This is a genomic window from Streptomyces sp. NPDC050625, assembly GCF_040654755.1.
Taxonomy (GTDB): domain Bacteria; phylum Actinomycetota; class Actinomycetes; order Streptomycetales; family Streptomycetaceae; genus Streptomyces.
In genome coordinates this window covers 100,129-114,660 of record NZ_JBFAIQ010000017.1, presented here as the reverse complement: position 1 = coordinate 114,660, position 14,532 = coordinate 100,129, and the positions used below count along the sequence as shown (strand labels likewise).

9 protein-coding genes are annotated in these 14,532 nt (G+C 71.1%); 8 read left to right on the top strand and 1 reads right to left on the bottom strand.

The annotated features are described in order from the left end of the window. The 7 genes from AB0I54_RS30570 to AB0I54_RS30540 all read left to right on the top strand — a co-directional run bounded on the left by AB0I54_RS30570 (window position 1) and on the right by AB0I54_RS30540 (window position 11,636). A complete protein-coding gene (locus AB0I54_RS30570; protein ID WP_363299430.1) occupies window positions 1–1,587 on the top strand; it encodes a DUF4192 family protein in 1,587 nt (528 codons plus the stop codon). An 803-nt stretch (window positions 1,588–2,390) separates the two neighbouring features. Then, on the top strand, window positions 2,391–4,274 hold the full coding sequence (locus AB0I54_RS30565) for a glycogen debranching N-terminal domain-containing protein (protein ID WP_363299500.1): 1,884 nt from the start codon (window positions 2,391–2,393) through the stop codon (window positions 4,272–4,274). A 131-nt stretch (window positions 4,275–4,405) separates the two neighbouring features. After that, window positions 4,406–5,164, top strand: coding sequence for an NUDIX domain-containing protein (locus AB0I54_RS30560; RefSeq protein WP_363299428.1), 759 nt, complete (start codon window positions 4,406–4,408; stop codon window positions 5,162–5,164). Window positions 5,165–5,255: 91 nt separating this feature from the next. Next, window positions 5,256–7,631, top strand: a complete 2,376-nt coding sequence (locus tag AB0I54_RS30555; protein WP_363299427.1) for an ATP-binding cassette domain-containing protein — start codon at window positions 5,256–5,258, stop codon at window positions 7,629–7,631. Window positions 7,632–7,793: 162 nt separating this feature from the next. Next, window positions 7,794–8,681: a FadR/GntR family transcriptional regulator gene (locus AB0I54_RS30550; protein ID WP_363299426.1), complete on the top strand. Its 888-nt coding sequence runs from the start codon at window positions 7,794–7,796 to the stop codon at window positions 8,679–8,681. 428 nt (window positions 8,682–9,109) lie between these two features. Beyond that, window positions 9,110–10,651, top strand: a complete 1,542-nt coding sequence (locus tag AB0I54_RS30545) for an RNA polymerase sigma factor (protein ID WP_363299425.1) — start codon at window positions 9,110–9,112, stop codon at window positions 10,649–10,651. Between the two features lie 121 nt (window positions 10,652–10,772). After that, the gene (locus tag AB0I54_RS30540) at window positions 10,773–11,636 is read left to right on the top strand and encodes a serine protease (protein ID WP_363299424.1); all 864 of its coding nucleotides are present in this window, start codon (window positions 10,773–10,775) and stop codon (window positions 11,634–11,636) included. A 96-nt stretch (window positions 11,637–11,732) separates the two neighbouring features. Here the strand turns inward: AB0I54_RS30540 and AB0I54_RS30535 are convergent, their stop codons facing one another. Then, window positions 11,733–11,963, bottom strand: a complete 231-nt coding sequence (locus AB0I54_RS30535; RefSeq protein WP_109495566.1) for a hypothetical protein — start codon at window positions 11,961–11,963, stop codon at window positions 11,733–11,735. Window positions 11,964–12,403: 440 nt separating this feature from the next. On the opposite strand from AB0I54_RS30535, the gene AB0I54_RS30530 reads away from it, so the two are divergent. Beyond that, a complete protein-coding gene (locus AB0I54_RS30530) occupies window positions 12,404–14,527 on the top strand; it encodes a DNA topoisomerase IV subunit B (RefSeq protein WP_363299423.1) in 2,124 nt (707 codons plus the stop codon). The last annotated feature ends 5 nt before the right edge of the window (window positions 14,528–14,532 follow it).

Here is a 14,532-nt window from a genome sequence, read left to right as displayed (position 1 = left end):
ATGACGAATCACAGCGAAACGACCGGACCTTCCGAAAACGGCGATATCGCAGGACGTGACGCGCACAGCGGGCGCGCCGCGGACGCCGGGCGATCGGGGCGAGTGGAGCGAGCGGAGACAGAGCGCTTCGCAGACCTCGGGCCCACGGCACACGAGAGCCAGATCACGCTGCGCACCCCGGCCGAACTGGCCGACGCCCTGCCCTATCTGCTCGGCTACCGCCCCGAGGACAGCATCGTGCTGGTGGCCCTGCACGACCGGGGCGGCCGCGGCCGCTTCGGCGGCCGGGCGCGGCTCGGCATCCCCGCGAGCACGGACGACTGGGAGTCGGCCGCCCGTCAGTTGGCCCAGGGCCTGGTGGCCGGCAGCGAGCGCAGGGGCGCCCGGCCCGAGCAGATGGTCGCCTACGTCTGTCAGGAACCGGCGAAGGGTGAGTCGGGCCGGGACGTCATGCGGCGGCTGCGTCCGCTTGCCCAACTGCTGCGCACCGAGTGCGGGCACCTCGACGTACCGGTCATCGAGGCGGTGTGCATCTCGGACGGCCGCTTCTGGTCCTACTGCTGCCCGAACGAGGGGTGCTGCCCGGACGACGGAACACCGATGGGCCTGCCCGGCACCTCCGTACTCGCGGCAGCGGCCACCTACGCCGGTATCCAAGTGCGCGGCACGCTGCGCGAGTTGCGGGCCAGGCTGCTTCCCTGGGAGACGTCTGCCGCGCTGGAGCAGGAGATCGTCCTGGACACCATGGGCATGACCGTGGTGCCCAGGATCATCGACGACGCGACGCGCGCGCAGGTCGCCGAGGAGACCCTCGGCCTCGCCGAGCGGGTCATGGCCCGGCTTGCCGCGGCGCCGTCGGTGTCCGGCACACTCCCCGCGGACCTTCGTGACGACGAACTGATCACGCACGAGGAAGCGGCCAAGCTGATCCTCGGCCTGCAGGACCGCACGACCCGGGACCGGGCCGCGGCATGGATGGAAGGTGACGAGGCCGGTCCGGCGCTGCGTCTGTGGCGTGCGCTGGCCCGCCGATGCGTCGGGCCGTACGGCGAACACGCCGCCGCACCCCTCACCCTCGCTGGCTGGGTCGCCTGGTCGATCGGCGACGACCTCGAAGCCAGGGAGGCCCTGGCGATGGCCCTGGGCGCGGACCCGGACTACCTGTTCGCCCGCCTTCTGCACCAGGCCTGCAACGAGGGCCTGGATCCGGAGGCGATCCGCCGCTGCCTGCGTGCGGGACGCACGGGAGGTGTGGAGACGGAGGCCGCTGAGGACGAGGGAACGGAGGTGGACTCGGACTCGGCCCCGACTCGGCCGGGTGTCTCGGAGGGCGCCTCCCGCCGACACCACCGCGCTCGTGCCGCCGACGGCGCCGACCGTCAGCCGCGCTCGACACGCGCGAAGAGCCGACGGCTCCGGCCGGACGGCACGCATCCGCGCACCCCGGCACCCGGACGTACGCGCCCGGGCGCCTCAAGGCCGGCCAGTACGCGCACGCGTGCCGCAGGGAAGGGCGATGCGCGGTGCGACGACGCCGCATCAGGAGGCAATCGATCCGGAAGCAATGGCCCGGAGGCGGATGCATGAGCAACGGTTGGTGTGTTGCCTCGGTTGCCTGGTGCCTGCTGGTCGCCTGGCGTCTGCTGTCAGGTCGGGGCACGTGGCGACTGGCCGGGCCGGCTCCGCCCGCTGCCGGGGGCCCGCTACCGCCGCACGGGTTTCGGCGCCGGGCGATGGGTCCGAAGAGTGAACCCGCACTCAAGAACCGCCGCCATTCGGTCGCTTCCCTGATGGGAGGCGTGACCAGGCGGACTTCCGCGCCGTTCACCTGGGTGGCGGTATCCCCGGACGGGCTGCGCCGCCGCACGTCCGATGTTCCTCCGGAGCACGCCACCCGGCGCCGAGCACGTCCGAGGCGCACAGAGCGCAGAAGAAACCGCCGCATGCATCAGCCGACTCCGCCCATCGCAACCGACGACCACCCCTCTGTCCCCGACAGCCCTGCACCGTCACCGCCCGTCGATGCAGTCCCCCCGCGACCGACCAGCACGGCGGACCCGAACCTGACACAGACCCTGGGGCCCGACCCCATGCCTGCGCCGTGGCAGACCGGAGCTTTTCCCCGACTCACGGATCCCCGACTCACGGATCCCCGGCTCATGGAAGACTCCCGCCGGTCGTCGTCCGCGCCGCAGAGCCGGTCTCCGGCCTCCTCGACGCCCCGAGACCGGTCCCCGTCCGTGCCTGCGCGTCGGGTCCCACGTGCGCCCGCGTCCCCGTCTCACGGGGCCACCGCAGGCGCGCCGCCACCGACTCTCCGTCGCACCGCCGACCTTCCGCCCACCCACACGGCCTTGATCTGCGTCGCCCTGCCGGGCCTCGCCATCTCCATGGAGGAGGGGCAGCTCGCCGGGCGGGGGCTGGAGGGGTTCTACCGGGCGGGCCGACGGCTGCTCTCGCGCTGCCAGGTCCGCGTGGGCGGACGAGAACCGCTGGCGGTGCAGGCCAGGATGGCCGGAGCGGATCAGGCCCGCTTCGTGGGAACGGTGCGTACCGCCTCGGCCGCCGGACCGGATCCGGACGTCGTCGTCGAGCGGATCCGGCACGCCGACGGCACCGAGCGCATCACCTTCCACAGCGCTGCCCTGCGCCCACTGCGGCTGCCGGTCGAGGTGGCCCTCGGTACGGACCTCGCGGACCTGAGCGCCATCGCCTCCGGCAACGCGGGCCCCGAACTGCCCGCCACCGTCCACGACTCCGGCCTGCGCTGGAACCGGGCCGCGGTGACCTCCATGGTCACGGCCGCCCCGCCGCCTGCCGACGCCCTGGCCTCAGCGGGACTGCTGTGCTGGGAGTTCGAACTGCCCCCAGGTGCGACGGTGACCGTGGAACTGCGCGTACGGCCGGGCGGGGCCGGACCGCTCAGAGCCGCGGGCCGTGCGGCGACGAGCCCCCTGGCGCACGCCCGGGCGGCGGGCGACGACCCCAGGGCCGCGATCCTGATGCGGACGAGCATCGAGGATCTCCGGGCCCTGCTGCTGCGGGATCCGGCCCACCCCACCGACACCTATCTCGCGGCAGGGGCGCCCTGGCGCTGCGGCATGGCCCCGGCCGAGGCACTCGCCGCCGCGCGCATGACGCTGCCCCTCGGCACCAGGCTCGCCGTCGGCACACTGCGCACCCTCGCCCGTACACAACTCACCGGTGCGGGCCCGCAGACGGGCATGATCCCCGGACCGCGACGCGACGCGGGTACGCACGTGCCACCCGGTTGCACGGGTACGGAGGCCACACTGCTGTTCCCCGTCCTGCTCGCGGAGGCCCGCCGCTGGGGGCTCCCGGAGCAGGAGGCCGAAGAACTGCTGCCCACGGCCGAGTGGTGTCTGACCTGGCTGCGCACCACCGTGCGCGGCAGCACGTACCTGTGCGACCCGCAGCCCGGAGGCCCCGTCCGCTGCGAGACCCAGGCCCACGCCCATCGCGCGGCACTGCTGGGCGCCGATCTCCTGGAGGCGTACGGCAGACCCGGCGGCACCGAACTGCGCCAGTGGGCGCGGGAACTGCGGGCGGCGTTCCAAGGCGACTTCTGGATCGAGGATCATGGCGGCGGTCGTCCGGCGGCGGCCCGTGCCCCGGACGGACGGCTGCTTCCGCACCTCGGCGCTGCCGCCGCCCACCTCCTCGACACCGGTCTGCTCGGCGCGGGAGAACCGGCGCCCGGTCTGCTCGACAGAGCACAGACCGACCAGCTCGCCCGGCTGCTCGGCGGCCCCGCCCTGGACTCCGGCTGGGGGCTGAGGGGACTGGGCACGAAGGAGGCGGGACACAACCCGTTCGGCCACCGGACCGGAGCCGTACGCGTCCAGGAGACTGCGCTCGCCGTCGCCGGGCTGGCCGCGGCGGGCCATGAGCAGGAGGCGAGCGGCCTGCTGCGCGGTGTTCTGGCGGCTGCCGAGCGCTTCGGCCACCGGCTGCCCGAGATGTACGCCGGCGAGCAGCGCTCCGAGGGGAGCGCACCCGTTCCCCACCCGGCGGCCTGCCGCCCGGCGGCCGTGGCGGCGGCCTCCGGGGTCCTGCTGCTCACCGCGCTCGCGGGTATCCGCCCCGACGCCCCGGCCCGGACGATCGCGCTGCGCCCGGTGCGGAGCGTGCCCCTGGGAGAGATCGGCTTCACGGGGCTGCGGATCGCCGGGGCCCCCTTCTCCGTACGGGTCAGCAGACTCGGACTCGCCATGGTCGAGGAGGCGGCGAAGGGCCTGCAGTTGGGAGTGTGACCTCGTACGACGCGACCCGCGTGAGGTGCGCGAGCCGACTCGTGGGCCCCGTGCCGGACGGAAGCGGATCAGCTGTCGATGCGGCTCAAGAAGGGAGTGTTTATCGTCAGGCAGACGACTATGATCGCCGCATGCCCTACGACCCGTCAGCATTTCCGCCCTTTGCCGTCACCGTTGACCTGGTCGTGCTGACCGTGCGCCGCCATGCCCTGTGCGCGCTGGCGGTGCGCAGGGGTGAGCCCCCGTTCCAGGGACGCTGGGCGCTGCCCGGCGGCTTCGTACGGGCCGACGAGGACCTGACACAGGCCGCGGCCCGCGAGCTTGCCGAGGAGACGGGGCTGCACGCCCACGACCCTTCCTCCCCCGTCCAGGACGGCGGCGCCCACCTCGAGCAGCTCGCCACCTACGGCGACCCCAAGCGGGACCCGCGCATGCGAGTGGTCAGCGTCGCGCACCTCGCCCTCGCTCCCGACCTGCCGGCACCCCAGGCCGGCGGCGACGCGAGCAACGCGCGCTGGGCACCGGTCGAGGAGCTGCTCCAGCAGGGCGGATACGGCCGTGACGGTGAGCCGGTGGCGCCGCTCGCCTTCGACCACGCCCAGATCCTGGCCGACGGGGTCGAGCGGGCCCGTTCCAAGATCGAGTACTCGTCGCTGGCCACCGCTTTCTGTCCGCCCGAGTTCACCGTCGGAGAGCTGCGCCGCGTCTACGAGGCCGTCTGGGGCGTGGCTCTCGACCCGCGCAACTTCCACCGCAAGGTGACCGGCACCCCTGGATTCCTCGTCCCCGCCGGCGGCACGACCACGCGCCAGGGCGGCCGCCCGGCCCAGCTCTTCCGCGCGGGCGGCGCCACACTGCTCAACCCCCCGATGCTGCGCCCCGAGGTGTGAAGCCGCGGCGGCGGAGACCGGACGGGCGGCCCTGGCGGGATAGAAGGGGCGATACCCGAAAAATCGGACGAAGCGCGCTATCTTGCTTCAGGTGATCCAGGCCTTCGGACTGACCAGCAACCCCCGCAAGGCGCACCCGCCCGCCGTCGACGACGTCTCGTTCGAGGCGCGCGCGGGCCGTGTCACCGCGCTCCTCGGGGCATCGGGCGCGGGCAAGACGACGGCGCTCCGGCTGATGATCGAACTCCAACAGGGCCGCGGGATCACATGTTTCAGAGGCCGGCCCCTGCACCGCATCACCCACCCCTCACGCGAAGTCGGCGTCCTCCTCGGCGATGTGCCCGGGCATCCGGCCCGCTCGGTCCGCGGACACCTGCGCATGCTGTGCGCCGCGGCGGGAGTCCCCGCCCGGCGCGCCGACGAGGTCCTCGAAGTGGTCGGCCTCGCAGGCCTGCGCGAGGAGCGCCTGGGCACACTGTCCCGGGGCATGGACCGCCGGCTCGGCCTGGCCTGCGTCCTGCTGTCCGACCCGCACACCCTCATGCTGGACGACCCCGCGCACGGCCTGTCGGTCCGCGAGGCCCGGTGGCTGCACGGCATGCTCCGGGCCCACGCGAGCCAGGGCGGCACGGTCCTGTTCGCCACGGCCGACCCCAAGGAAGCCGCGCGCACCGCCGACCAGGTCGTCACCCTGGAGGGCGGAAGGCTCGTCGCCGACCAGGAGGCGGCGGAGTTCGGCCGCACCCGCCTGCGCCCCCGCGTCGCTGTCCGCAGCCCACACGCCGTCCGCCTGGCGGCCGTACTCACCAAGGAGGCGCGCACCGGCCGACGCTCCGTCGAGGTCGTACATGAGGGTGGCAACCGCCTCTCCGTGTATGGCAGTACGACCGCCGACGTGGGGGAGACCGCGTTCCGTCATGGCATCCTCGTCCACCAACTCGCGGACGAGACGGGCGACATGGGTCCCGGGGCCGGAACGTCGACGACGGACGGATCCCACTCGGCCGACGGAACGGCGGAGGCGAACCGCCCGGCACCCGCCGACGAGCCGCCGACCGCCGAACAGCCGAAGGCTCCCGGCGACGCGGTGGCGGTGCTACAGACGGAGTCGGCCGACGGCCCGGGGGGCGCGGAGGGCGCGAAGGCGTTCGGCGGTGCGGCGCTGACGGATCAGGCGACGACGTCCCACGGTCCGGTTGCGGCGCATGAGCCAAAGACGCCTGACGATCTCGCCACCGCGGATCGGACGGAAACTCCTGGCGACGCGGCCGCCACGGATCGAACGGAAACTCCTGGCGACGCGGCCGCCACAGACCGGTCGCAGGTCCTCGACGACCTCCCTGGGCCGGACCAGCCGCAGCCCCTCGACGAGCCCTACGTGCCAGGTCAGTCGCGATCCGACCCCGGTCCGCCCGCTCCGGACGCACCGCCGACCACCGTGCCCGCGGGGCCACCCACCGCCTCGGTCTCCGCCGCCGAGAGTGAGCAGACCCAGGTCAGCGGCGTGCACACGGCCGACGCGGAGGCAACCGATGACAACTCGGAACCCGACGACCCCACCCCCACCCCCTCCACTACCGCCGCGCATCACCACCACGCGTCCGGAACCCGGCTCAGTGCCGGTCACTCACGCCCCGCCGATCCCCTCGCTCCCGGTGATCCGTCCCCCCTCCCGCCCCCCATCTCCGTCCGCCCCGCCCCCAGCCCCCTCCGCCCCCTCCGCTACGAACTCCGCCGGGCCGCCGGCATCGGCACGGGCTTCGTCACCTGCGGTGCCGCGCTCGTGGTGTCCGCGCTCACCGCCGTACTGCTCGCTCGCCTCGGCCACACCACGCAGGCACGTCTGTTCGCGGCATGGCCCCAGGAGCTGCCCCTGCCGCCCGCGGCGCTCGGCGCGGGGCTGCTCGGCGCGCTGGCCTTCGGTGACGAGTTCCGCCACCCCGCCCTGGCCGCCGACCGCGGCACCGTGCCCCGACGGCTGGGGCTGCTCACTGCGAAACTCCTCGTCTCCGGTGCCACGGCGCTGATGCTGGCCTTCCTCACCGTGGGCTGCGACGCGGAGTTGCTCTATCTCGTATACGGCCGGGAGCTCACGCAAGTTCCCGCCGACTGGCTTTCGGTGACCGCGAGTTGGTTCGGGCTCGTGACCGGGTGCGCCTGGGCCGGAGTGCTGGCCGCGGGCGTCTTCCGGTCCACCGCGGCCGGGCTCGCCGCGGTGCTCGCCGTACCCGTAGTCGTCGTACCCCTGGTGCAGAAGGCGCTGCAGGGGCCCGCGGTGCGGATGGCGGCGGGGCTTCCCGGGCGGATGCGGGAGGTCTTCCTGCTGCAGTGGCCGTTCGGGGGAGAACGATATCTGACCGCGGCTGCCCGAGTGCTCGTGCAACCCGTGGGCGGCGCCCTCACGTTGTCACTGACCGCCCTGCTCTGCGCCTATGTGCTGACGACCCTGCGGAGCAGGGTCCGATGACGACCGTCCGTACGCTTCGGGTCCGCCCGTGCACACAACCTCCCGGAGAACGCCCATTTCTTTCCGATAAGGCGTCAATTGCGACGGGGTGAGCGATCACCCTTTCGTGTGCTTTTCACCAAAGACCTCAAGGGAGTTGGAGACGGAGCCGACAAAGGTTCCGTGAGTACCCTTGCGCACACCATGATGACCGCCGCCCGCCCCGCAGACTCCGGTCTGGTCGGCCCGGGCGAACTCGACCGCTACCCCTACGCGGAGGCCCCCGCCACCGACCGCGTCGGAGCGCCTGTCTGGGACGGTGCGGAACCCGAGCTGGGCCGTGTGGGCCGGCGCGCCGCGGGCAGTCGCGGACGCGGGCTGCACGGCCAACTAGTTCAGCAGCTGGGCCAGATGATCGTCTCGGGTGACCTGGGCGCGGACCGCCCACTCGTCCCGGAGGAGATCGGCCAGCGCTTCGAGGTCTCCCGCACCGTAGTCCGCGAGTCCCTCCGGGTCCTGGAGGCCAAGGGCCTGGTCAGTGCCCGCCCGAACGTCGGCACGCGCGTGCGTCCCGTCAGCGACTGGAACCTTCTCGACCCGGACATCATCGAGTGGCGGGCCTTCGGGCCCCAGCGCGACGACCAGCGGCGCGAGCTGAGCGAGCTGCGCTGGACGATCGAGCCGCTCGCCGCGCGTCTCGCCGCCGGGCACGGGCGCGAGGACGTCCAGCAGCGCCTCTCCGACATGGTCGAGATCATGAGCCACGCCATGGGGCAGGGCGACGCACTCACCTTCTCCCGCGCCGACTCCGAGTTCCACACGCTGCTCATCCAGATCGCTGGCAACCGCATGCTGGAGCACCTCTCCGGCATCGTGTCGGCCGCCCTGCAGGTCTCCGGCGGCCCGGTCACCGGTTGCGACCGGCCGAACGAGGGGTCACTGGCCCAGCACGCGCGGATCGTCGACGCCCTGGGCACCGGTGACGGCGCGGCGGCCGAGACGGCCATGCGGCAACTGCTGACCGTTCATCCCGAGGTGGAGCGCGTGGTGCCCGCGCCACGCGAACACTGAGCCCGCCCCGCGGGCGGTGCGGTCGGTGAGTGCCGCGTTCTCGTGGCTGCGCCGGGCCTCGGAACCCGTCTGCTGCCGGACCCCGCCGGACCCTCAGAAGTCCGGCGGGGTCCGGCGGTGCGACGAGGTGGCATATGCGTCGGAGCGGCCTCGGTCAAGGACATCGGTGACATCATCTGCCCATGTCTGACCGTTTTTGAGTGGTTACGCGGTGTGACTCGGGCCACGCAGATTGGGCGTAACGCTCACGGGATCAGCGCGATGACCTAAGAGGTGACAGCCGTGGAGGGAATACGGACGCCGTTCAAGGCGCTGTGAATCTTCCCGGCCCCCGCCCGCGCCGTCGGCCCATCCCCAAGCCGGCGGTCGGCTCCAGTCCATTTCGGACGGGGCCGGAAGCCGTTTTCCAACGTTCCGAGAGGTTGTTCGTGTCGGCCAGCACATCCCGTACGCTCCCGCCGGAGATTGCCGAGTCCGTCTCTGTCATGGCGCTCATTGAGCGGGGAAAGGCTGAGGGGCAGATCGCCGGCGATGACGTGCGTCGGGCCTTCGAAGCTGACCAGATTCCGGCCACTCAGTGGAAGAACGTACTGCGCAGCCTCAACCAGATCCTCGAGGAAGAGGGTGTGACGCTGATGGTCAGTGCCGCGGAGCCCAAGCGCACCCGAAAGAGCGTCGCAGCGAAGAGTCCGGCCAAGCGCACCGCCACCAAGACGGTCGCGGCGAAGACGGTGACCACCAGGAAGGCCACCGCCACCACGGCTGCCCCGGTCGCGCCCGCCGAACCTGCCGCCGTCGATCCCGCCGAGGAAGCCGCACCCGCCAAGAAGGCCGCTGCCAAGAAGACGACCGCCAAGAAGGCTGTCGCGAAGAAGACCGTCGCCAAGAAGACGGCGGCCAAGAAGACCACCGCCAAGAAGGACGACGGCGAGCTCGTCGAGGAAGAGGTGCTCGAGGACGCCAAGGGCTCCGAGGAGCCCGAGGGTGCCGAGAGCGCGGGCTTCGTGCTGTCCGACGAGGACGAGGACGACGCGCCCGCGCAGCAGGTCGCCGCGGCCGGCGCCACCGCCGACCCGGTCAAGGACTACCTCAAGCAGATCGGCAAGGTTCCCCTGCTCAACGCCGAGCAGGAGGTCGAGCTCGCCAAGCGCATCGAGGCCGGCCTGTTCGCCGAGGACAAGCTGGCGAACGCCGACAAGCTCGCGCCGAAGCTCAAGCGTGAGCTGGAGATCATCGCGGAGGACGGCCGCCGCGCCAAGAACCACCTCCTGGAGGCCAACCTCCGTCTGGTGGTCTCCCTGGCCAAGCGCTACACCGGCCGCGGCATGCTCTTCCTGGACCTCATCCAGGAGGGCAACCTCGGTCTGATCCGTGCGGTCGAGAAGTTCGACTACACCAAGGGCTACAAGTTCTCCACGTACGCCACCTGGTGGATCCGTCAGGCGATCACCCGCGCGATGGCCGACCAGGCCCGCACCATCCGTATCCCGGTGCACATGGTCGAGGTCATCAACAAGCTCGCGCGCGTGCAGCGCCAGATGCTCCAGGACCTGGGCCGCGAGCCCACCCCGGAGGAGCTGGCCAAGGAACTCGACATGACCCCGGAGAAGGTCATCGAGGTCCAGAAGTACGGCCGTGAGCCCATCTCGCTGCACACCCCGCTGGGCGAGGACGGCGACAGCGAGTTCGGTGACCTCATCGAGGACTCCGAGGCCGTCGTCCCGGCCGACGCGGTCAGCTTCACGCTCCTCCAGGAGCAGCTGCACTCCGTCCTCGACACCCTGTCCGAGCGTGAGGCGGGCGTCGTGTCCATGCGCTTCGGTCTCACCGACGGTCAGCCGAAGACCCTCGACGAGATCGGCAAGGTGTACGGCGTGACGCGTGAGCGGATCCGCCAGATCGAGTCCAAGACCATGTCGAAGCTGCGCCACCCCTCGCGTTCCCAGGTGCTGCGCGACTACCTCGACTAGGTCGCCCTCGTACGGCCTCGAAGGCCCGGTCTCCTCTTGGGGGGCCGGGCCTTCGCGCTGCGCAGTGCGGCGCTCTGGATGACTCTGGGTGTTCCAAGAGCACCCTGAGTGAGGAGCGAGCATGCGTCGAAAGTTTGCGCGGGCATGGGTCCAGCCGCTGGTCCTGGCGGCTGCCGCGGCCGCAATACCGCTGGCGACCGCGGCCCCGGTCGCCGCGGACAGCGTTGTCGTAGGTGGCTTCCCCGTCGATGTGTCACAGGTGCCCTGGACGGTTGCGCTGTCCAGCCGTGACCGGTTCGGGGGTATGCGGGCGGGACAGTTCTGCGGTGGCGTGGCGATCGACCGCAGCACTGTGCTGAGCGCTGCCCACTGCCTGGGCGAGGACGTCCTGGGCGGCCCGCCGGACCAGGCGCGGGACCTCAGGGTCATCGCGGGCCGTACAGACCTCCTGTCGGGCCAGGGCGAGGAGATCGCCGTGCGTGCGGTCCGGATCAATCCGCACTACGACCCGGTCGGTAATACCGGAGACTTCGCCGTGCTCACCCTTGCCAAGCCCCTGCCACAGAGCTCGGTCATCACCATGGCGGCAGCGGGTGATCCCGCGTACACCCCCGGAACGACCGCCATGGTCACCGGGTGGGGCGACACGACGGGCACCGGCGACTACACGCGGCAACTGCATGCCGCACGCGTGCGCGTGCTGCCCGACGAGCAGTGCAAGGAGGCCTATCCCGGCAGAGAGGAAGGCACGTACCAGGCCGCATCCATGCTGTGCGCGGGGCAGACGCAGGGCGGTCCCGACGCCTGCCAGGGCGACAGCGGGGGCCCGCTGGTCGCCAATGGGCGGCTGATCGGGCTCGTCTCCTGGGGGGACGGCTGTGGCCGCGCGGGGAGCCCCGGGGTCTACACCCGTGTGTCCGAGGTCGTACGGACGCTGGGCCAGGTCGGCGGGAGCGGGGCACCGAAGGCGCACCGGGGGGCCTGAGGGGCTGTGAGGACGAGGACGGGCGGTCGCTCCTGGGAGGAGCGACCGCCCGAACACCGGCCTGTGCCGGGGCTGGCTCGTCGTGGATGCGAGAGGTCAGCGCTCTTCTTCGGAGGCGGATGCCGGAACGGACGTCAGCCGCTCCGTCTCGTCCTGTATCTCAGCGGCGATCTTCTTGAGTTCCGGCTCGAACTTGCGACCGTGGTGGGCGCAAAAGAGCAGTTCACCGCCGCTGAGCAGGACTACGCGCAGGTAGGCCTGGGCGCCGCAGCGGTCGCAGCGATCGGCGGCCGTCAGCGGGCTCGCGGGGGTCAGAACAGTAGTCACGTCGCCTCTTCTCTAGCTCGACGAGCTGTCGTACCAGGGTCAACATCCAACCAGCCCGAAAACGTTCCCGCTCGTGGCATTTCCTCGAAAAAATCTTTCCGGGGCGGCTGTCTGCTGCCGGTTGGCGGCGAATGTGCCGTATTGCGTGTTTGTGTGCTTACGGGTTCGCGCTGTCTATCGGATTGGGTCCCCCCGGCTGGCTTGCCGGTTGTTCAGGAGGACGTGCCCGGAGCCTAAATGGTTCATGCCTCGAAGGGAACGTGATATGTACTTCACTCCATCGAGGGATCGAACATGCATGCGACTCTGGACTAGTCTGAGTTCAGAGTGAGGGTGGCGTTACAACGGCTCTACCAGGCCTCGGTACCCTCTGAGCGGCGACCGAAGCCGGGCCCCAACCCAGAAGGGGCCCAACTGAAATTCAGCGAGGAGCGAACCGCGTGACCGCCGATAAGTCCGTGCCGTCCACAGCGCTGCTGGCAGGAGCAGACCGGGACGGTTCCAACTACACCGCGCGGCACCTGCTCGTCCTTGAGGGCCTCGAGGCCGTGCGCAAGCGCCCCGGTATGTACATCGGATCGACCGACAGCCGCGGCCTCATGCACTGCCTGTGGGAGATCATCGACAACTCCGTGGACGAGGCCCTCGGTGGCTACTGCGACCACATCGACGTGATCCTCCACGACGACGGCTCCGTGGAAGTGCGGGACAACGGCCGCGGCATCCCCGTGGACGTCGAGCCCAAGACAGGCATGTCCGGAGTCGAGGTCGTCATGACCAAGCTGCACGCCGGCGGCAAGTTCGGCGGTGGCTCGTACGCGGCCTCCGGCGGTCTGCACGGCGTCGGTGCCTCCGTGGTCAACGCGCTGTCCGCCCGTCTCGACGTCGAGGTGGACCGCGGCGGCCACACCCACGCCATCAGCTTCCGCCGCGGCGTCCCGGGTGCCTTCGCGACGGACGGCCCGGATGCCAAGTTCGAGGCCAGGAGCGGCCTGGCCAAGGCCAAGAGGATCCCCAAGACCCGCACCGGCACGCGCGTGCGCTACTGGGCCGACCGCCAGATCTTCCTCAAGGACGCGAAGCTCGCCCTGGAGACGCTGCACCAGCGCGCCCGCCAGACCGCGTTCCTCGTACCCGGCCTCACCATCGTCGTCCGTGACGAGTACGGCCTGGGCGAGGGTGGCAGCAAGGGCGAGGAATCCTTCCGCTTCGACGGCGGCATCAGTGAGTTCTGCGAGTACCTGGCGACGGACAAGCCGGTCTGCGACGTCCTCCGCTTCACGGGACAGGGCACCTTCAAGGAGACCGTCCCGGTCCTGGACGACCACGGCCAGATGACGCCCACCGAGGTCACGCGCGAGCTCGGCGTCGACGTCGCGATGCGTTGGGGGACCGGCTACGACGCGACCCTCAGGTCGTTCGTCAACATCATCGCCACCCCCAAGGGCGGCACCCATGTCGCCGGCTTCGAGCAGGCCGTCAAGGAAACGCTGAACGAGGTGCTGCGCGCCAAGAAGCTGCTGCGCGTCGCCGAGGACGACATCGTCAAGGACGACGCCCTGGAGGGGCTCACCGCGGTCGTCACGGTCCGGCTCGCGGAACCGCAGTTCGAGGGCCAGACCAAGGAGGTCCTCGGCACGTCGGCCGCCCGCCGGATCGTGAACAACGTGATCGCCAAGGAGCTCAAGGCCTTCCTGACCTCCACCAAGCGCGACGCGGCCGCCCAGGCCCGGGTGGTCATGGAAAAGGTGGTCGCCGCCGCCCGTACGCGCATCGCGGCCCGCCAGCACAAGGACGCGCAGCGCCGCAAGACGGCCCTGGAGTCCTCGTCCCTGCCCGCCAAGCTCGCCGACTGCCGCAGCGACGACGTCGAGCGCAGCGAGCTGTTCATCGTCGAGGGAGACTCCGCGCTGGGCACGGCGAAGCTGGCCCGGAACTCCGAGTTCCAGGCGCTCCTGCCGATCCGCGGCAAGATCCTCAACGTCCAGAAGTCGTCCGTGACGGACATGCTGAAGAACGCCGAGTGCGGCGCGATCATCCAGGTCATAGGGGCGGGCTCGGGCCGGACCTTCGACCTCGACGCGGCCCGGTACGGCAAGATCATCATGATGACGGACGCCGATGTGGACGGCTCCCACATCCGCTGCCTGCTGCTGACGCTGTTCCAGCGCTACATGCGGCCCATGGTCGAGGCCGGCCGCGTCTTCGCCGCGGTGCCGCCGCTGCATCGCATCGAGCTCGTCCAGCCGAAGAAGGGCCAGGACAAGTACGTCTACACCTACTCGGACCGTGAGCTGCGCGACAAGCTCATGGAGTTCCAGAGCAAGGGTGTCCGGTACAAGGACTCCATCCAGCGCTACAAGGGTCTGGGCGAGATGGACGCGGACCAGCTGGCCGAGACCACGATGGACCCGCGCCACCGCACCCTGCGCCGGATCAACCTCTCCGACCTGGAGGCCGCCGAGCAGGTCTTCGATCTGCTGATGGGCAACGACGTCGCGCCCCGTAAGGAGTTCATCTCCAGCTCGGCGGCGACGCTGGACCGGTCGAGGATCGACGCGTAGCGGCT